Origin of the sequence: Sulfuricella sp., from assembly GCA_041651995.1 — a bacterium.
Taxonomy (GTDB): Bacteria; Pseudomonadota; Gammaproteobacteria; order Burkholderiales; family Sulfuricellaceae; genus Sulfurimicrobium.
On record JBAZID010000004.1, the window covers coordinates 178,777 to 197,337 of the forward strand.

17 protein-coding genes and 1 tRNA gene are annotated in these 18,561 nt (G+C 56.0%); 5 read left to right on the forward strand and 13 right to left on the reverse strand.

The genetic code is table 11. The features are described from left to right. Positions 1 to 134: 134 nt before the first annotated feature. The 3 genes from WC392_08375 to WC392_08385 all read left to right on the forward strand — a co-directional run bounded on the left by WC392_08375 (position 135) and on the right by WC392_08385 (position 5,041). Positions 135 to 2,228, forward strand: a complete 2,094-nt coding sequence (locus tag WC392_08375; GenBank protein ID MFA5242370.1) for an HD domain-containing phosphohydrolase — start codon at positions 135 to 137, stop codon at positions 2,226 to 2,228. A 123-nt stretch (positions 2,229 to 2,351) separates the two neighbouring features. After that, positions 2,352 to 3,674: a hypothetical protein gene (locus WC392_08380; GenBank protein MFA5242371.1), complete on the forward strand. Its 1,323-nt coding sequence runs from the start codon at positions 2,352 to 2,354 to the stop codon at positions 3,672 to 3,674. Next, a complete protein-coding gene (locus tag WC392_08385) occupies positions 3,671 to 5,041 on the forward strand; it encodes a hypothetical protein (GenBank protein ID MFA5242372.1) in 1,371 nt (456 codons plus the stop codon). The genes WC392_08380 and WC392_08385 overlap by 4 nt, the downstream gene beginning before the upstream one ends. Before the next feature lie 35 nt (positions 5,042 to 5,076). Here the strand turns inward: WC392_08385 and pgeF are convergent, their stop codons facing one another. Continuing rightward, on the reverse strand, positions 5,077 to 5,814 hold the full coding sequence (gene pgeF / locus WC392_08390) for a peptidoglycan editing factor PgeF (GenBank protein MFA5242373.1): 738 nt from the start codon (positions 5,812 to 5,814) through the stop codon (positions 5,077 to 5,079). A gap of 8 nt (positions 5,815 to 5,822) precedes the next feature. Then, positions 5,823 to 6,812, reverse strand: coding sequence for a 23S rRNA pseudouridine(1911/1915/1917) synthase RluD (gene rluD, locus WC392_08395; protein MFA5242374.1), 990 nt, complete (start codon positions 6,810 to 6,812; stop codon positions 5,823 to 5,825). On the opposite strand from rluD, the gene WC392_08400 reads away from it, so the two are divergent. Then, positions 6,811 to 7,596 (forward strand): outer membrane protein assembly factor BamD, encoded by a 786-nt coding sequence (locus WC392_08400; GenBank protein MFA5242375.1) that lies wholly within the window; start codon positions 6,811 to 6,813, stop codon positions 7,594 to 7,596. The two genes, rluD and WC392_08400, sit on opposite strands and share 2 nt — an antisense overlap. Positions 7,597 to 7,655: 59 nt before the next feature. Here WC392_08400 and WC392_08405 read toward each other — a convergent pair whose 3' ends face one another. From WC392_08405 to rnr, 10 genes are all read right to left on the reverse strand, one after another. Beyond that, positions 7,656 to 7,994 carry a P-II family nitrogen regulator gene (locus WC392_08405; GenBank protein MFA5242376.1) on the reverse strand — a complete coding sequence of 113 codons (339 nt, stop codon included), beginning with the start codon at positions 7,992 to 7,994 and terminating at the stop codon, positions 7,656 to 7,658. Positions 7,995 to 8,008: 14 nt separating this feature from the next. Further along, positions 8,009 to 9,616: an NAD+ synthase gene (locus tag WC392_08410; protein MFA5242377.1), complete on the reverse strand. Its 1,608-nt coding sequence runs from the start codon at positions 9,614 to 9,616 to the stop codon at positions 8,009 to 8,011. A gap of 105 nt (positions 9,617 to 9,721) precedes the next feature. Further along, positions 9,722 to 10,528 (reverse strand): hypothetical protein, encoded by an 807-nt coding sequence (locus WC392_08415; GenBank protein ID MFA5242378.1) that lies wholly within the window; start codon positions 10,526 to 10,528, stop codon positions 9,722 to 9,724. Next, positions 10,471 to 10,791, reverse strand: a complete 321-nt coding sequence (locus WC392_08420; GenBank protein ID MFA5242379.1) for a hypothetical protein — start codon at positions 10,789 to 10,791, stop codon at positions 10,471 to 10,473. The genes WC392_08415 and WC392_08420 overlap by 58 nt, the downstream gene beginning before the upstream one ends. Before the next feature lie 121 nt (positions 10,792 to 10,912). After that, entirely contained in the window at positions 10,913 to 11,782 is an 870-nt protein-coding gene (locus WC392_08425; protein ID MFA5242380.1) for a cobalamin-binding protein, read from the reverse strand. Between the two features lie 6 nt (positions 11,783 to 11,788). Beyond that, a complete protein-coding gene (cobC, locus tag WC392_08430; GenBank protein ID MFA5242381.1) occupies positions 11,789 to 12,391 on the reverse strand; it encodes an alpha-ribazole phosphatase in 603 nt (200 codons plus the stop codon). A gap of 24 nt (positions 12,392 to 12,415) precedes the next feature. Continuing rightward, on the reverse strand, positions 12,416 to 13,339 hold the full coding sequence (locus WC392_08435) for a CobD/CbiB family protein (protein ID MFA5242382.1): 924 nt from the start codon (positions 13,337 to 13,339) through the stop codon (positions 12,416 to 12,418). A 10-nt stretch (positions 13,340 to 13,349) separates the two neighbouring features. Next, entirely contained in the window at positions 13,350 to 13,856 is a 507-nt protein-coding gene (locus WC392_08440) for an AraC family transcriptional regulator (GenBank protein MFA5242383.1), read from the reverse strand. A 114-nt stretch (positions 13,857 to 13,970) separates the two neighbouring features. Beyond that, positions 13,971 to 14,717 (reverse strand): 23S rRNA (guanosine(2251)-2'-O)-methyltransferase RlmB, encoded by a 747-nt coding sequence (gene rlmB, locus WC392_08445; GenBank protein ID MFA5242384.1) that lies wholly within the window; start codon positions 14,715 to 14,717, stop codon positions 13,971 to 13,973. Continuing rightward, a complete protein-coding gene (rnr, locus tag WC392_08450; GenBank protein ID MFA5242385.1) occupies positions 14,717 to 17,074 on the reverse strand; it encodes a ribonuclease R in 2,358 nt (785 codons plus the stop codon). Before rnr ends, rlmB begins: the two co-directional genes overlap by 1 nt. 35 nt (positions 17,075 to 17,109) lie before the next feature. Between rnr and WC392_08455 the strand changes: the two genes are divergently transcribed. Further along, positions 17,110 to 17,194, forward strand: a tRNA-Leu gene (locus tag WC392_08455). Between the two features lie 40 nt (positions 17,195 to 17,234). Here the strand turns inward: WC392_08455 and WC392_08460 are convergent. Further along, positions 17,235 to 18,545, reverse strand: a complete 1,311-nt coding sequence (locus tag WC392_08460; GenBank protein ID MFA5242386.1) for an adenylosuccinate synthase — start codon at positions 18,543 to 18,545, stop codon at positions 17,235 to 17,237. Positions 18,546 to 18,561 lie beyond the last annotated feature (16 nt).

Genomic DNA, 18,561 nt, shown 5'->3' on the forward strand with positions numbered 1-18,561 from the left:
AGGATTCATCGGCAATCATAATCTGGATTCCGCGCCAGAGTGCTTGCCTGAGCCTGTATGTTTAACATCAGCACGCACCGGCAATGAACACACATTGGCCTGCGGCAAAGATTCCCGCCCTGAAGGAACATGACATGAAAACATTGCTCCGCCGAAATCCCGCTGCTGCCGCCCTCGCAGGGCTTATCTTTCTGCTGCTGCTGGGGGTATGGCTGATTTTTACCTATGTCGCCAAGGAGCGCGGCCGGGATCTGCAGTCCTGGCAAACCGTACTTGGCATCGTCGCCGACACGCGTTTTCAGATGGTGGATGGATGGCTTGACACACAGCAGAGCACGCTGCGTGAGCTTTCAGAGAATACCTCGCTGCAACTTTACCTGACTCAGGTCACGGTCTCCAGCCCCGGGGATGAAATGGCCGCAGCACAGGCTGGCTACCTGCGCAACCTGATCATTGCAACCGCCGAACGAACCGGCTTTTCCAACCCTGAGACGCAAAGTCCCATTCGCGCGAACTTGTCTCCACGGCAAGGGAATGCACTCGCGCTGCTGGATTTGCAGGGGCGCGTAGTCACAGCTACAACCGGATTTGCGCTGAATGCCGCGCTGGCCGCTGCTGCCACAGAAGCTTCGCGGCAAGGCTCCCCACAGGTTCGACATCTGAGCCTTGCCTCCGGGGAACCTGCGGTTGCTTTTCTGGTACCTGTTCCCGCCATTCAGGGCCCAGGTGGTACAAAGCCGGGAATGGGTGTTTTGGTGGGCATCAAACAGGCGCGACCGGAACTCTACCCCCTCCTCACCCGAAAAATCTCTACCTATGGCAGCGAGGAATCCCTGCTTGTCAGCCGGGATGGAGAATCAGTCTTCTACCTGAGTCCGCTTGCGGATGGTTCAGCGCCACTGAGCAAAAAACTGGCATTCAGCACACCGAGCCTGGCGGAGGCATATGCACTCACATCGCCAGGAGAATTCACAGCAGATAAACGGGATTACCGGGGAACACAGGTACTTCTCACCAGCCGCTCTTTCAGGCAAGTGCCATGGGTGCTGGTGGAAAAAATCGACGCTGGGGAAGCATTGCAGGAATCCAGTACCCACCGCCAGTTTCTATTAACCTCATTTCTGCTGACGATGTCGCTGGTCGCCGCTGCGCTCATCGCTGCATGGTGGTACGGCAGCAGTGCCAAGGAACGCAAAACCGCGGAGCAACTGAGGGCCAAGAGCCGGGAACTGGAGAAACAGTCAGGCCTGCTGCGAGCCATTTCCAACAGCACCCCGGATATGATCCTCATCGCTGACGAGAATCAACACTTTGTATTTGCGAACCAGGCATTGGGTGAGGCCACCAATTTGAAGCCTGAAGACTTCCCCGGCAAAACGTTATCGAGCGTATTTGGCGCACAGGCAGCGCATGGCTTCGAACAACTACTGACCAAAACACTAAAAACCGACCAGACCACATCTGTGCTGCAATCCATGGAAATCGGCAACCGGCGGGGTATTTTCCATACCACTGCAGCCCCGTTAAAACTGGGGCACGGCTCTGCCCACTCGGTTCTGTGTGTAGCCCGTGATATGACAGAAACACAGCGTACCCAGGAAAAACATGATGAGCTGATGAAAAATCTTGTATGCACCTTGATGCGCACTGTCGATCAGCATGATCCCTATTGCGCAGGACATTCAGAGCGGACGGCTCAGGTAGCGGTTGCCATCGGGCGCGAACTGAACCTCGACAACGATGCCCTGGAACAACTGGAACTGGCAGCAAGCCTCGCAAACGTTGGCAAACTATTGATACCCAAGGAGATTCTAACCAAGACAGAGCCGCTTTCTGAGCAGGAAATGAACACTCTCAAGCAACACGTCCAGCATGCCAGAGACATATTGGGCGGACTGGATTTTGAAGGCCCCGTATTGGAAATCATCCTTCAGAAACACGAGCATATGGATGGCAGCGGCTACCCAAGAGGGTTGCGCGGCGACCAGATGCTGCTGGAAGGCCGCATTCTGGCAGTTGCAAATACGTTTGTCGCGATGGTAAGCGCGCGGGCCTACCGCCTTGGTCTGCCGGTCGAGGAAGTGCTGAATAATTTGCTTGCGCCCAGCAATGCCAACCTGTACGACCGGCATGTTGTCGCGGCATTGTTCCACGTAGCGGAAAACAGGCCCGAGTGGATAAGCTGGCGTGAACCCGAGCTGAAACCCAAGTGGATTATTGAAAAATAACGCGTCACCCATTTCATTGAAAACAGGGACAACAGGTCCAAGATGAGTGCCTCTGAGGCTATTGTAAAATCAGCCATACCCGGAATTACATGGCCCGCACTGCCGCCCCCGGAAGGGGCCGCGATGCTTGCCGTGCAATTCCAGCTGGAGCAGAGCCAGTGGTGGTCGCCAGAACAGTTGCTGGAACATCAACTCCGGCAGTTGCAGACCCTTTTAATACATAGCTACAAGACTGTGCCGTTCTACCGGGAACGCTTGCTGGCTGCAGGATTTAATCCAGGAAATACCCTTACGGCTGAACTGTTTCGCAATCTTCCCATTCTTTACCGAAGAGACATTCAAACAGCCGGGAAATTGTTGCTGAGCACACAATTGCCTCCGGACCACGGCAAGATTTACTCAGGAAAAACCTCTGGCTCGACCGGTCGGCCCATACAGTATTCAGGGACGGAACTCGCACAATTCTGGTGGCGCACAATGACACTACGTGAGCACTTGTGGCATCAGCGAGACTTCGCTGGCAAGCTTGCCATTATTCGCGTTAACGTCAGGAGTGGCGAATATGAAAACTGGGGTTCCCCTGCCGCAACAGTTTTCCAGACCGGGGGCAGCGTTACTCTGGATATCGGCACTGACCTCAATATACAATTAGCATGGCTGAAAAAGCACAACCCTGACTACCTGCTGAGCTACCCTTCAAATGTTCTTGCGCTTGCGAATGCCTGCATAAGCAAAGGAATCAGGCTTGAAAACCTCCGTGAGGTCAGAACCATCGGCGAAGCCCTCAACCCCGAACTCCGCTCGGCCTGCCGCGAGGCATGGGGGGCGCCGGTCACTGACACCTACAGCGCCAATGAAGTCGGGTATATTGCCTTCCAATGCCCCGGACATGAGCATTACCATATCCAGTCAGAGACCATGTTCGTTGAAATTCTCAATGACCAAGGGGCCACTTGCCAGCCTGGCGAAACTGGCCGCATTGTGCTCACCCCACTGCTCAACTATGCCATGCCGCTCATCCGCTACGAAATCATGGACTATGCCGAAGCCGGGACAGCTTGCCCTTGCGGGCGGGGACTTCCGGTCATCAGACGCATCTTGGGGCGGCAAAGAAATTTGATCCACCTGCCGGACGGTAGCCAACATTGGCCAAGCACGGGTTACAACAATTGGATGGGCATCGCACCGATCGAGCAGATTCAGCTGGTCCAAAAATCGTTACATGATGTTGAGGCAAGGCTCGTTATGCCACGCCCGCTGACACCAGATGAACAGAAGCGGATGGTACCCATCCTGCAAAAATCCCTGGGCTACGCTTTCCAGATCAGCTTTTCATATCATCATGAACTTTGCCGCAATGCCAGCGGGAAATTCGAGGATTTTATTTCCGAAGCCGGCAAAAATACGAGTATTCATCCAGACAAGAATAATTCCAACTCCCCATGACCAGCCACCCTTTGCTCATTCCAACATCGTCCATTCAAAGTGTGGCATGGCCAGCCATGCCTGGAGTCAATGGCGCCCTGATGCTCGCCGTGCAATATCAATTGGAAAAAAGCCAATGGTGGGGTTCAGAACGTCTGCTCGACCAGCAAATGAAACAACTTGCCCATTTGTTGCGTCACGCCGGAAAAATGGTTCCCTACTACGAACAGCACTTTGGAGCACTAGGGATCCGCGCAGAATCCATCACATCCTACGAAGATTTCCGCAAGTTGCCGATACTCAAGCGTGAGGATATCCAGACAGCCGCCAAGGAACTGCATGCCAGGCAACTTCCGCGAGAACATGGCCGCATCATTGAGCACCATACATCAGGCTCTACCGGTCGCCCTATCGCAGCGCTGGGCACAGAGTTGACGCAGTTTTTCTGGAATGTTTTCACGCTACGTGAACATCTCTGGCACCGTCGTGATTTCGGTGGGAAGCTCGCATCCATCCGCACCACCGTTGATGATGCCACCTCCCCCGGCTGGGGACCCGCCACGGATGTTGCTTATAAAACGGGGCCTTGCGTCATGTTGAATATCCGCCATGACATTAATTTTCAATTGGAATGGTTACAAAAAGAAAACCCGGAATACATATTGAGTCATCCTTCCAACTTGCTCGCAATGGCGCGTTTATCGCTTGCAGCAAGTGTTCGTTTGCCCAACTTGAAAGGCATTCGCACTTTTGGGGAACCCGTCACATCAGAAATTCGGGCAGCTTGCAAAGAAGCGTGGGGCGTATCGGTAACTGATGTATACAGCTCCGAGGAGCTAGGTTATATCGCCCTGCAATGCCCTGAATATGAGCACTATCACATCCAGTCGGAAAGTGTGCTGGTCGAGATTCTGAACGACAATGATCAACCCTGTAAACCTGGTGAAATCGGGCGAGTAGTGATCACCACACTACACAATTTTGCCATGCCCTTGATCCGGTATGAAATCATGGATTACGCCGAGGCAGGGGAGCCATGCCCGTGTGGGCGAGGCTTGCCGGTCATCAAGCGGATTATGGGGCGGCAGAGGAATCTTGTAACACTACCGGACGGAACACGCCACTGGCCCAGTTTCCCCGCGGAAAGCTGGGCATTCATCGCCCCCATTCGCCAGATTCAACTGGTGCAGCGAGATATGGATAGTATCGAGGCGCGACTTGTTACAATCAGGACACTCGATGCGAAAGAAACCGCAGAATTGATTGCGGTTCTCCAGAAACATCTTGGCTACCCGTTCCGGATCACCTTCCAGTACATGGAAAAGATTGACCGTAAAGCCAACTTCAAATACGAAGATTTTATTTCTGAAATCAGCTCAAATTCCTGAGCATTCCTGACGGATCAACTTGAGTGCATTCGCTGCTATTGCGGGTCAAGCCAAACCAGTGATGCCATGCGCCCGGTCACGCCATCGCGACGGTAGGAAAAAAAACGCTCTGCGTCGGTATGGGTGCAATATCCTCCGCCAAATATCTGCTTCACTCCCGCCCGCAGCAGGCGCTGACGTGCCAGTAGATAAATGTCTGCCAGCCATTTCCCGGCACCGCCGGGACAGCTGGGTATAAAGGCCAGCGCGGCTGCGGGGTCATTTTCCATAAATATCTGGCGCACTTCCTCACCTACCTCGAATGCCTGTTGGCCGATGGCCGGGCCGAGCCAGGCCAGAATTTCGCCAGGCTCGACAGTCATGGCTCCCACTGCCGCTTCCAGCACGCCATCCGCCAGGCCACGCCATCCGGCATGCGCTGCGGCGACGACCGTACCGGCCCGGTCACAAAAAAGAATGGGCAGGCAATCGGCTGTCAGCACAGCGCAAATGCGGCCCGGACGGCGGCTGACGCTGCCATCGGCTTCGGGAACACCAATGGCCGGATCCGTGGTGGCGATGCCACGGCCATGCACCTGTTTCAGCCACAGCGGCTCTGCGGGCAAACAAGTTCGCAAGGCCGCCCGATTGGCTATCACTGCTGCGGGATCATCCCCGACATGGTCACCCAGGTTAAAGCTGGCATAAGGTGCGGCGCTCACGCCTCCGCGCCGCATCGTCACCCTTGCCTGAACGTTGGCAGGTGCTGGCCAGCCGGGAATCAGAAAATCCATTACGCAGCTCATTCCTCCGCATTACTGCGTAATTGCGCCAGCAGTTGTGCCATGTCATCCGGCACCTCGGCGCGCCATTCCATGGCATTTCCGCTTTCCGGATGAATCAGGCCAAGACGTGTGGCATGCAGCGCCTGGCGCTTGAATTTCCTCATCATTTCGCGCAATGCCGGAGTGGTATTCATGCCCTTGCCCGCATACACCGGGTCGCCGAACATGGGATGACCAATATGCAGCATATGTACCCGGATCTGATGCGTCCGCCCGGTTTCAAGCTGGCAGCGCACCAGCGAATGGTGTGCGAACCACTCTTCCACCACAAAATGGGTCACGGCCGGTTTGCCACCCGAAATCACGGTCATCTTGGTGCGTTGTGAAGGATGACGCCCGATCGGCGCATCGACACTGCCATCCCTTTCCGGGCGCCCCTGAATAACGGCAAGATATTCGCGTTTTACCGTATGGGCCTGCAACTGGCGCACCAGATCGGTCTGGGCAGTGAGGGTTTTGGCCACCACCAGCAGACCGCTGGTATCCTTGTCGAGCCGATGCACGATGCCGGCACGGGGAACACCCGCCAGCCGGGGGGAGTGGTGCAGCAGCGCGTTAAGCATGGTGCCCTGCCAGTTGCCGCTACCAGGGTGAACAACCAGCCCGGCAGGTTTGTTAATCACCAGCAGCGCGTCATCCTCATGCACGATATCGAGTGCTATATCCTCAGGGTGGAAAGCCAGCTCTTCCGCTGCCAGTTGCGTTCGCACTTCGGCCAGATCGCCTTCCCAAACGATCTGCCTGGTTGAGACGAGCTCGCCATTCAGGCTGACATGTCCCTCCTTGATCCAGTTTTGCAGGCGGCTGCGGGAATATTCCGGCAGCAAGTTCGATAGCGCCTGATCCAGGCGCAACCCGCTGCATGCGCCCGGAATCTCCAGCTGAATGGGCTGGAGTTGGGGATCGTTTCGGTTATAATCGGTCAACTTTTGAATGGATTCGGTCATGAAGCGTATTTTAGCGTTAATTTTGCTGGCTCTGGTGGCCGGATGCGGTCTTTTCCCTGAAACCCAGGACGAAACCAAGGGCTGGTCAGCCCAGAAACTCTACTCGGAAGCCAAGAGCGAGATGGGTGATGGCAATTACACCAAGGCCATCAAGTATTTTGAAACGCTTGAAGCGCGCTATCCGTATGGCCGCTATGCCCAGCAGTCCCAACTTGAGGTGGCTTATGCCTATTTCAAGGACAACGAGCCGGTTTCAGCCATTGCCGCCTGCGATCGCTTCATCAAGCTGCACCCCAATCACCCCAATGTGGATTACGCCTACTACCTGAAAGGGCTGGCCAACTTCAACGAAGACCTGGGACTGCTGGGCGCCATCGCCAATCAGGATCTTTCTGAGCGCGACCCCAAGGCGGCCAGGGATTCATTCGATGCCTTCAAGGAACTGGTGACCCGTTTTCCCGGCAGCAAATATACGCCGGACGCGACTCAACGCATGAATTATCTGGTCAACGCACTGGCTTCGAATGAAGTGCACGTCGCACGCTACTATGCGCGGCGCGGCGCCCATGTGGCCGCGGTGAATCGCGCCCAGGCAGCTCTGCAACAATACCCTCAGGCCCCGGCTACTGAAGAAGCCCTGGCCATCATGGTCCGGTCTTATGATGCGCTTGCCCTGAACGAGCTGCGTGACGATGCTCGCAGGGTACTGGTCAAGAACTACCCCAACAGCAAATATCTTGGTGAAACGACCCAGGACAAAAAACCCTGGTGGAAGCTCTGGTAACCCACTTTCTGGATCAACCCCAGTCAAGACGAGGTTGATCCAGGACCACGCCACAAAATTCAGATCGCAGCTTCGTCGGTTTCACCCGTGCGAATACGCACTACTTTCTCTACCGCTGAAACAAATATCTTGCCGTCACCAATCTTGCCCGTGCGCGCAGCATTGACGATAGCCTCCAGCACCGCATCCGCCTGTTCAGCAGCAACGACCACCTCGATTTTCACCTTCGGCAAAAAGTCCACCACATACTCGGCACCACGGTAAAGTTCCGTATGGCCCTTCTGGCGCCCAAACCCCTTGACCTCGGTCACAGTCAGTCCGGTAACGCCGATCTCTGACAAGGCTTCGCGCACTTCGTCGAGTTTAAAAGGCTTGATAATGGCTTCGATTTTTTTCATATTGAGTCTCCTGATTATTCTTTCCACGGACGGTATTTCGAAGTTATGGGATATCGCCGGTCCTTGCCGAACCCGCGCGGCGTAATGCGCACGCCTACAGGTGCCTGCCGGCGCTTGTATTCACTCAAGTCAATCAGCTTGATCACGCGCCGTACGTCATGCTCGTCAAACCCCATTGCAATGATGTCATGGGGGCACATATCGTGCTCGACATAGGCTTCAAGGATGACATCCAGCACTTCGTAAGGCGGCAGGCTGTCCTGATCGGTCTGGTTCTGGCGCAACTCGGCCGAGGGTGCACGGACAATAATACGCTCCGGAATGGCGGGGCCGATCTGATTGCGGTAACGCGCCAGGCGATACACCAGTAACTTCGGCACATCCTTCAGCACCGCAAAACCACCAGCCATATCACCATAAAGCGTGGCATAACCGACGGCCATCTCGCTCTTATTGCCGGTAGTGAGCACGATAGCCCCAAACTTGTTGGATAGTGCCATCAACAAAGTACCGCGAATGCGTGCCTGAATATTTTCCTCTGCGGTATCAAAAGGCAGGCCATCAAATTCATCGGCCAGACTACTGAGAAACGCATCGAATACCGGCTTGATGGAGATTTCACTATATTGCACGCCCAGGATGCCTGCCATGGCCTCCGCATCATGGAGACTGATATCCGCAGTGAACTGTGAGGGCATCATCACCGCACGCACCCGCTCAGGCCCCAGGGCATCCACGGCAATCACCAGCACCAGTGCCGAATCAATCCCTCCGGAAAGCCCTAGCAGCACGCCCGGGAAACCATTCTTTCCGACATAATCACTGACCCCGAGGCACAGGGCGCGATAAATATTTTCTTCCAGAGTATGCTCCGGAACAATCTCACCCAACTGTGGCAAGGCATTTTCAAATTCCACCAGCCGCAGCGCTTCCTCGAAGGCGGGCAACTGGTGCACCAGATTGCCGTTCGCATCCATGACGAAAGAGGCGCCATCGAATACCAGTTCATCCTGGCCGCCCACCAGATTGACATAGACCACCGGCAAACCACATTCGCCAATGCGCCCGCGTACCGCCTCATAGCGTGAAATCTGCTTGTTCATGTGATAGGGGGAGGCATTCAGCACCAGCAGCACCTTGGCGCCAGCCTGGCTGGCACATACCGGAGCACCCTCTTCCCAGATATCGGCACAGATATTGATGCCAAACTGCACGCCATCAACCTCGAACGTGCAGCCCCCGGTGCCGGGAGAGAAATAACGCACCTCGTCAAAAACGGAGTGATTCGGCAGCCGCTGTTTGTGATAAGTCGTCACGACCTTGCCGGATTGCAGCACGGAAGCCGCGTTGTAACGATTGCCGTTCTCCAGATGCGGGTGTCCCACCACGATGGCAATATCCTTAATGCGTTGAGCGAGCTCGAACAGGGCCGCATCACAAGCACCATAGAAGCCATCGCGCAGCAGCAGGTCTTCCGGCGGATAACCCGTGAGGGACAACTCGGGCGTCACAAGCACTTGCGCGCCCATCTCTCTGGCGCGGACGGCGTAATCAAGGATTTTAGCGGCGTTACCGCTGAGGTCACCAACTGTGCAGTTGATTTGGGCGAGAGCAATTTTCATGCGTGATTAGTTCAAAATGTTGCTGATTAAGAACAAAAGCCGCTTGTGGCAGCACGATCCGGAATTATAATGCCGCCCCGCCATACCGCTCAATCTCGGACGCAATTAACCGGCGTCATTCTGGGCAATCGTTTCCAGGGCACGGGAACGCCAATTTAGTACAGCAGTATGCATGAACATCTTACTCGCCACCTGAGGGAATTCGGAGCGAATCACATCAGCAGCAAACTGCGACAGAAAACGCGCCTTTAACTCGGCGCGCGCACGATCCACGCCGATTTCGGCATAGGGGGAAGAGGCCAGCAGGAGAAAACCATCATCCGGGATGCGACCAGCATTCATATTGGATTCGATAATGCCCGCCGCCTTGCGGATCGGGTCGGCCAGATCCGGACTGTAGGGCCCGATAATCAACGCAAGATTGGGCATGTGCAGAAAATCAAAGCCGCGCCCGACGCACATTACCCACTCACGGTGCTCGATATTGAGCGCACGGACAGCCTGCTTGACCTCGGCAACATGCGCGATATTGCCGAGAATCAGCGGCAGCAAGTCCCGCCTCACCTGACCCGGCATGTCAGGAAAAAGCTTTTCCAGACGCAGTTCCAGCGTCTCTGCATCCTGCGGCGTTAGCTGTGCCACTTCAAGTATATTGCCGTTCGCACCATGCAGGATCAGCGCATCCTCATCCGTTTCAAAACCGCACACAATGGGATAAACCGTGCCATGACCCTGGCCGAAAACATGCTCAACCTGTTGCTTGATGCCATGGGTATGCGTAATAGCCGCCTCGGTATCGTAGCAAAATCCGGCACAGCCGCGATGCTTGTCACCCTTTGAAAAATGGTAAGTGATCAGGACCAGCACCCGGCGCCCGGTCGAAACCACGCCATGAACATGATTGGCAAGCACTTCACCGAGATGCGGCCAGCCCAGATTAACATGCCGCCGAGATTTCGTATCGGCGTCAAAATACCCGGCGGGGTATTGGTGGCCACGGGAATATTGATACGCCCGTCCATGCATTTGAGCACCACGATATCCGAGGGGTGCTCAGCGAGATAGCGTTCACGTGCCAGAAACATCTCCGGGCTGGTGAATGAAGCGGAGTGCCTGCGTGCCAAATCCAGCAGCCACTCGATGCGCTCGTTGATAGGTTTGCTATGAATATCCATGCCCCTCCCCTTTTATTAAGAAGAAAATGCCTGAATGATCAAGCCGCGTCAATTCGAAAGTTTTTCGGTAGAACAAGCCGCGCCTTAAACAGGGAGCAGCAGGTAAATGTGCAGTGCAGCACTAGCGAGCGTGGTCAAGCTGTTCGCACAGGCGCTCTGCGCCTTCCAGAACTCGCGGGGTCTGACGCTGGATCAGGTCGGGGTGGATAAAATACATACGCTCCTTGCGTACAGCACGCATGCTGGAAAAACGCCGCCAGTTTTTCCACACCTGCTCATTCCGGTACAAACCGCCGCTAGCGAAAATCACCTCCGGATCCCGGCTCACCACAGATTCCATTGAAACGACCGGCGTCAGATTCGTCAGTCCCGCAAAGATGTTCCGGCCACCACAAAGCTCGATGACATCGTTGATCAAGTGCTCCCCGTTCACCGTCATAAGCGGCGCATCCCAAATCTGGTAAAAAACGCTGACCTGCCTGCGCGCAGCGAATTTATTCTTCAAGCCGCTCATTCGCTGTTCGAATCCGGCTGCGGCCCGGGCTGCCTCGGTATCGGTCCCGGCGAGCTGGCCGATCGCGCGCAATAATCGGGGAATATCCTGCAAGTGCCGGGGTTCGGTAACGAACAGCCTGACACCCAATCGCTCCAGTTGAGCCAGGTCTCCGCTGTGATTGCCGCTTTGCCACGCGAGCACAAGATCGGGCTTCAGGGCAAGGAGACGTTCAATATCGACTTTGCCCGAGTCACCCAGTGGCTGTATGCGTTTTGCCACTGCTGGATAATCGCTGAATGCCGTCACGCCGACAATGAAACCGCCCGCCCCCGCTGCGAACGCCAATTCGGTTGCATGAGGAGCCAGGCTGATAATCCGTCGTGCTGGTTGTAAAAGGCTGACAGTTTCACCCCTGTCATCCTGGGCAGAGACATTCTGCGCCCATGCTGGCAGGGTACTCAACAGCAAACAGGCCGCGCAGATCAGGCGCAGCATGGGTCCTTACAGCTGGCCGTTATGGAACACCAGGCTCGGTAATGCCGCAAGACCCTCACCTTCGATATGAATCCGGGTAATGGATGAATTGCCGACCTGAATACGGAAAATATGGTCCATCGGCATTCCCAGCACGTAGGCCATGATCATTCTGATCACCCCCGCATGGGCCACCACCAGCACATGCTCCCCCTTGTATTCCTTGACCAGCGTATGCCACACCGCGCTCACCCGTGCGGCAAACTCGGTCAGCGGCTCGGCTCCAATGGGATGATGGTGCAAAGGGTCGCGCCAGAAACGCAGCAGCGTTTCCGGATCGTTTTCCATCAACTGCTGTGGAGTCTTGCCTTCCCACTCGCCGAATCCCAGCTCCATCAGGCGCTTATCTTCGCTGACCGGAATCTGCCATTTCTGTGCCAGTTCATGTGAAAACGCGGCGCAGCGTGCCAGCGGTGAAGTAGCGATGTGCTGCCAGGGATGATGTTCCCCCACGGCTGCCCGCATCTGCTCCCAGCCTTCCGCGCTAAGGGGATCATCACTCTGGCCGCGGTATTTCTTACCCCCCACCGGTTCGCCGTGACGCATCAAGTCTATAGTTGTGATTTTCATAAGAGTCTTTCTATCAAGGTAAAATTAGGCGCCAGTCCAGCGCGCCAGTGTGATCAACAGCAAAAGCACCAGCCATAACGCCAGCGTACGCCAAACCAGGCTGATTGCGCTATCCATATAGTCAACATCGGCATCATCACCCAGCCCGATTTCTGGGCGACGCTCTGAATCTGCATGCGTCTCGATGAGCTCGCCCAGCCTGACGCCCATTGCACCCGCACCACTGGCAAGCACGATGCCCAAACTTTCTTCCTTCCATTGCTTCGCCTGTGAGCGCCAGCAATAAATGGCATCCTCGAAATTCCCCACGACTGCAAAACTTACAGCGGTCAAGCGGGCCGGCAACCATTCCATCCAGGCAAATGCGCTGACTGAAAAACTTCCGAAATTTCCGAATTCCTGCTCGCTCAGCCCTCCCCATGTCCGGGACAACACCTGGGCCAAGCGGTAAAGCAACGCACCCGCGGGGCCCAGAAGCACAAACCAGAAAATAATCCCAAACAGGTTGCGATAAGAAAAAAACAGGATTTCTTCAATGCCGAGACGGGCAATTTCGCTGGTGGAAAAAGTCCCGCTGTCACGCCCCAGCCATTGTTCCGTCAGGGACCGCGCCTGATCATGTTGCTGATTGCGCAGTGCAGAAGCCACAGCAGCAGCATTCGCCCCCAAGGTTCCAAACCCCATCAGCAAATACAGCGCAAAGAAACTCCATAGCCACCCCATCAGGCCACTCATCGAATTCAGAAACATGGAGACCAGCGTCACCAGCACCACAAATGGCAAAATCGCCAGAATCCAGGTCAGCACTCCGTGCCGGTACTCCCCAGCGTTAAATTGCCGCTCCAGATAACGCACATAAGCGGAAAACCAGGAATACGTCCGAATACTTCGAGGCAACGGATGAAAGTGTTCCAGCAACAACGCAGCGATCAAAGCTAAAAAACTCATGGTGGCCGCTTTACTGAGTGGCTTCCAGGGTCAATACGCCATCCTGATAGAGCTCCACCGTCGGCAGATTGAGCTTCATGTGATGTTCATCCAGATAGTCCAGCAGCGAAGAATAAGCCTTTCCCGGCGCCAGCAAGGGTTGGGCCTTGACCCTGACCAGCACCACCTGCCGTACAGGTACGCTGCCCATGGCCAGAGGTTCGCTCACCCGGGCCCCGGCAGCAACCAGATAGCCCACCTGGGCGCTCCAGTCACGCTTGGGCGTGGTGCGGGGGTCATTCAGAAGCAGGGTGATAGCCGCTCCAGCCGGCACCCCCTGCTGTTTCAGGAGGTTCAGCACTTCCTGCTGTTTTTCCGGCAGTTTGTAGTAGTCGCCCTTCTGGGGCATATAGGCATAGTGATAAGGGCCGCGCTGAGCAAGCTCGAAACGAGCCTGATTGAATCCTCCCCACCACCAGAAAATCAAAACCAGGGGCAAGACAAATGCGAGCAGAAAAGGAATCCAGTGTTTCTTCATTACAAGGCAGCCATGATGCTTCCAGAGATGGGTCCAAAGATACCACAGAATCCACCCAACTTTCCTGTAAATGGCTCTGCATATGGGGATTCAAGGGATGGCTACTTTACCGCCCTAGGAAGGTAAAGATGTTCGCTGGCGACGTGACTCGAACAAACAAATGCCTGCCGCCACCGAGACATTGAGGCTCTCAACGGATCCGAACATGGGGATGCGTACCAGTTCGTCGCAGTTTTCCCGCGTCAGGCGTCTCAGGCCCTCCCCTTCCGCACCCAGTACCAAAGCGAGGGGGACGTCGAGCTTCATGCCAAACAGATCCTTTTCCGCTTCACCCGCTGCTCCCACCACCCAGATGCCCAGATCCTGCAATTCGCGCAGGGTGCGTGCCAGGTTTGTCACCGTAATGAACGGCACCGTCTCCGCCGCACCGGATGCCACCTTGCGTACGGTCGGATTCAACCCCGCGGCACGATCCCTGGGCGCGATTACCGCGTGCGCCCCCATGGCATCGGCCACCCGCAGGCAAGCACCCAGGTTGTGGGGATCCTGCACCCCGTCCAGCACCAGCAACAGGGCTGATTCAGACAGATTCTCGAGCGCCCCGTCCAGTGTGTGGGGCAAGGCCGCCTGCGCGGCGACTTTGGCCACCACACCCTGATGCTTGCCGCCAGCCATGTCATCAAGCCGCTGGCGCGGCATCTGCAAGGTCTTCACGCCATGGGTCTCGGCCAGTTGCAGCAAATCGCGGCTGCGCTGGTCGTGGCGCCCCTGGTCAAGATAAATTTCCTGAACACTCCGGGCATTCTGGCGCAAACGGCTGGTAACAGCATGAAAGCCGTGAATCAGAACGGACTGCGTCATTACGCCTGCTCGGCTTTGGGTTTGCCCCTGCGCCTCGACCCGGTAGTCCCGGTAGTCCCGGTAGTCCCGGTAGTCCCGGTAGTAGCCCGGGGCTTTTCGGTACGTGGCCTGGCCGCCCGTGGTTTGGCCGGAGAGGCGGCAACCAGAGGGCCTTCCTCCTTGACTACGGCAAAATCCACCTTGCTGGTTTCCAGGTCCACACGCATCACCTTGACCTTCAACCGGTCGCCCAGACGATAGCGTTTTCCGGTGCGCTCACCCAGCATCTGGTGCTTGGCCGCATCGAAGTGGAAATACTCGTCGCCCAGATCAGTCACATGCACCAAACCTTCGGCGTAGATGTCATCCAGCGCAACAAATACGCCAAAACCAGTCACACCGCTAATGCTGCCAGTGAAGACTTCACCCACCTTGTCCTGCATGAAATAGCATTTGAGCCAGTTTTCCACATCGCGCGTGGCTTCGTCGGCACGGCGCTCGGTCATGGAGCAGTGCATGCCCAGCTCGTCCCACTTGCCTGGTTTGTATTTCTCGCCATTGAGCGCCGCCTTGATGGAGCGATGAACCAGCAGATCGGGGTAGCGGCGGATCGGGGAAGTAAAATGCGTGTAGTTCTCGTAAGCCAGGCCGAAATGCCCCACATTGTCCGGGCTATAGACGGCCTGACGCAGGGAACGCAACATGACCGTCTGCAGCAACTGGGCATCAGGCCTGTTCTTGATCTGCAGGAGCAGTTTGGCATAATCCTTGGCGTGCGGGTCGTCGCCTCCGCCCAGGTCAAGACCGAAATCCGCCAGAAACTCGCGCAGATTGACCAGTTTTTCTGGCGTCGGTCCTTCGTGGATGCGGTACAGCGCCGGATGCTTGTGCTTCTTGAGAAATTCCGAGGCGCACACGTTGGCGGCCAGCATGCATTCCTCGATCACACGATGGGCATCGTTGCGGTGCACCGGCACGATCCGGTCGATCTTGCCCTGGTCATTGAAGATCATCTGGGTTTCGATGGTCTCGAAGTCAATCGCGCCACGCTTGGCGCGGGCCTTGACCAGCACCCTGAACAACTTCTCCAGCTCCAGGATATGCGGCAGCAGTTCCTCGTTTTCCTTCGCTGCCCTGCCTTTGGGATCAGCCAGCATCTCGGCTACGGTAGTGTAGGTGAAGCGCTTGTGCGAATTCATCACGGCAGGATAAAAGCGGTATTTCTTCACCTCGCCGCTACCGTTGATGTCCATCTCGCACACCATGCACAGCCGCTCCACATTGGGGTTGATGGAGCATAAACCATTGGACAATTCTTCCGGCAGCATCGGGATCACCCGGCGCGGGAAATACACCGAATTGCCGCGCTCGATCGCCTCCTTGTCCAGCGGCTCGCCCGGCTTGACGTAATGGCTGACATCGGCAATTGCCACGTACAGTTTCCAGCCGCCCTTGCCAAGCAGTTTCCAGCCCTTGCCCAGCGGCTTGCAGAATACGGCGTCGTCGAAATCGCGCGCAGTTTCGCCGTCGATGGTCACCAGCGGCAGGTCGCGAATATCCTCGCGGCCTTCGTAATCCTTCTTCTGCACCTTGGGCTTGAGTTTCTTCGCCGCCTGCGCCACGTCCTGCGGAAAATCATTGGGCAGATTATGCTTGCGCAGGGCGATCTCGATTTCCATGCCAGGGTCGGCATAATTGCCCAACACCTCGGCGATCCGGCCGATGGGGCGGCTATGCTTCGAGGGCTGCTGGATCATTTCAACCATCACCACCTGGCCGGGCTTGGCGCCCTTGTCGGAACCCGGCTCAATCAGGATTTCCTGGCTGATGCGCTTGTTTTCTGCCGTCACAAAAAGGATGCCGTGTTCAACGTGAAGCCGCCCCACCAACATCGAGTTGACGTGCTCCAGCACCTCGACGATGCTGCCTTCCGGCCGGCCGCGCCGGTCCACGCCGATCTGCCGCGCCATGACGCGATCGCCGTGCAGTACCTTGTCCATCTGTTTGCCGGACAAAAACAGGTCCGGGCTACCATCTTCAGGAACAAGGAAGCCAAAACCATCGGCATGCCCCTGTACAGTGCCCTTGATGAGATCGAGTTTCTCCATCAGGCAGATTGCACCCTTGCGGTTGCGCATGATCTGCCCATCGCGCTCCATCGCCCTGAGGCGGCGGGAAAAGATGTCGGCTTCTTCCCCGTCAAGGCCGAGCAGTGTGATCAGCTTCTCATCACTGATCGGGGCGCCCTGCTCTTCCAGCAGCTGGAGAACAAACTCCCGGCTGGGCAGGGGCTTTTCATAATTCCGGCTTTCACGCTCGAAATGTGGATCTTGAGGTTTGCCGCCTTTTTTGGCGGCCTTGCTATTTAGATTTGACAAAAGTTTCGTTTCCTATAAAATTCGCGTTTCTTGAAGCCCAGATGGCGGAATTGGTAGACGCGCACGGTTCAGGTCCGTGTGCCGCAAGGTGTGGAGGTTCGAGTCCTCTTCTGGGCACCAAATCAAAAAGGGCGGGTTCTTCGGAACCCGCCCTTTTTATTTACTCAAACGGGTGCCTTAATACAATCGTCTCTTCCCGGTCAGGACCAGTGGAGATGATGTCGATCGGTACGCCGCAAATTGCTTCCATGCGTTTGAGATAGGCGCGTGCATTTGCCGGCAACGCGTCATAATTCTTCACGCCAACAGTACTATCCTGCCAGCCCGGCATGTCTTCGTAGATCGGCTCACATTTGGCCAGAGTTTCAGCACCCACCGGAAGAATATCGGTCGTGCCGCCATCCACCTTGTAGCCGGTACACAAACGCACTGTTTCCATGCCGTCCATCACGTCCAGTTTGGTTACGCACAGACCCGTCACGCCATTGATCTGAATCGAACGCTTCAGTGCTGCGGCATCAAACCAGCCACAACGGCGCGCGCGTCCAGTCGTGGCACCAAATTCGTGGCCACGGTCGGCCATGTGCTTGCCGCTCGGATCAAGCTTGTCCACAGCGTCATACAATTCAGTAGGGAATGGACCGGCGCCGACACGGGTGGTGTAGGCCTTGGTGATGCCCAGCACGTAATGCAGCATCTGCGGACCCACACCGCTGCCGGTGGCTGCGTTGGAAGCAATGCAGTTGCTCGATGTCACAAAGGGATAGGTGCCGTGATCGATATCCAGCAACGCACCCTGTGCGCCTTCAAACAATATGTTTTTTCCTGCCTTGTTGGCTTCGAAGAGGAGATTGGGCACATCCGCCACCATGGGCTTGATGCGCTCGGCAATCAGCAGAACGTCATCCAGGGATTTCTGGAAATCCACGATATCTGCCTTGAAATAATTTTTCAGCACGAAATTGTGGTAGTCAAGAATCTCACCCAGTTTTGCCGCCAGGCGCTCACGGTGGAACAGATCCTGGATACGAATGCCTCGGCGTGACACCTTGTCCTCGTAGGCGGGGCCGATGCCGCGCCCGGTTGTGCCGATCTTGCTGGCGCCCTTGGCAATTTCACGCGCCTGATCAAGCGCCACGTGATGCGGCATGATGACCGGGCAGGCAGCGGAAATTTTCAGGCGGTTGCACACCAGCACCCCGGCTTTCTCCAGCATGTCCACTTCTTCCATCAGCGCCCATGGGGAAACCACCACACCGTTGCCGATATAACAATCGACATTCTGGCGCAGGATACCGGACGGAATCAGGTGCAACACTGTTTTGACACCATTGATCACCAGCGTGTGGCCAGCGTTGTGTCCGCCCTGGAAGCGCGCAACGCCCTGGGCGTGATCGGTCAACCAATCGACGATCTTGCCTTTGCCTTCATCCCCCCATTGGGTGCCGATTACCACTACGTTCTTTGTCATGCTTTCCAACCCCTAA

Coding starts and splice junctions, on each gene's coding strand:
- WC392_08375 (MFA5242370.1), top strand. CDS start 135: ATGAAAACATTGCTCCGCCGAAATCCCGCTGCTGCCGCCCTCGCAGGG.
- WC392_08380 (MFA5242371.1), top strand. CDS start 2,352: ATGCTTGCCGTGCAATTCCAGCTGGAGCAGAGCCAGTGGTGGTCGCCA.
- WC392_08385 (MFA5242372.1), top strand. CDS start 3,671: ATGACCAGCCACCCTTTGCTCATTCCAACATCGTCCATTCAAAGTGTG.
- pgeF (MFA5242373.1), bottom strand. CDS start 5,814: ATGGATTTTCTGATTCCCGGCTGGCCAGCACCTGCCAACGTTCAGGCA.
- WC392_08400 (MFA5242375.1), top strand. CDS start 6,811: ATGAAGCGTATTTTAGCGTTAATTTTGCTGGCTCTGGTGGCCGGATGC.
- rluD (MFA5242374.1), bottom strand. CDS start 6,812: ATGACCGAATCCATTCAAAAGTTGACCGATTATAACCGAAACGATCCC.
- WC392_08405 (MFA5242376.1), bottom strand. CDS start 7,994: ATGAAAAAAATCGAAGCCATTATCAAGCCTTTTAAACTCGACGAAGTG.
- WC392_08410 (MFA5242377.1), bottom strand. CDS start 9,616: ATGAAAATTGCTCTCGCCCAAATCAACTGCACAGTTGGTGACCTCAGC.
- WC392_08420 (MFA5242379.1), bottom strand. CDS start 10,791: ATGGATATTCATAGCAAACCTATCAACGAGCGCATCGAGTGGCTGCTG.
- WC392_08425 (MFA5242380.1), bottom strand. CDS start 11,782: ATGCTGCGCCTGATCTGCGCGGCCTGTTTGCTGTTGAGTACCCTGCCA.
- cobC (MFA5242381.1), bottom strand. CDS start 12,391: ATGAAAATCACAACTATAGACTTGATGCGTCACGGCGAACCGGTGGGG.
- WC392_08435 (MFA5242382.1), bottom strand. CDS start 13,339: ATGAGTTTTTTAGCTTTGATCGCTGCGTTGTTGCTGGAACACTTTCAT.
- WC392_08440 (MFA5242383.1), bottom strand. CDS start 13,856: ATGAAGAAACACTGGATTCCTTTTCTGCTCGCATTTGTCTTGCCCCTG.
- rlmB (MFA5242384.1), bottom strand. CDS start 14,717: ATGACGCAGTCCGTTCTGATTCACGGCTTTCATGCTGTTACCAGCCGT.
- WC392_08460 (MFA5242386.1), bottom strand. CDS start 18,545: ATGACAAAGAACGTAGTGGTAATCGGCACCCAATGGGGGGATGAAGGC.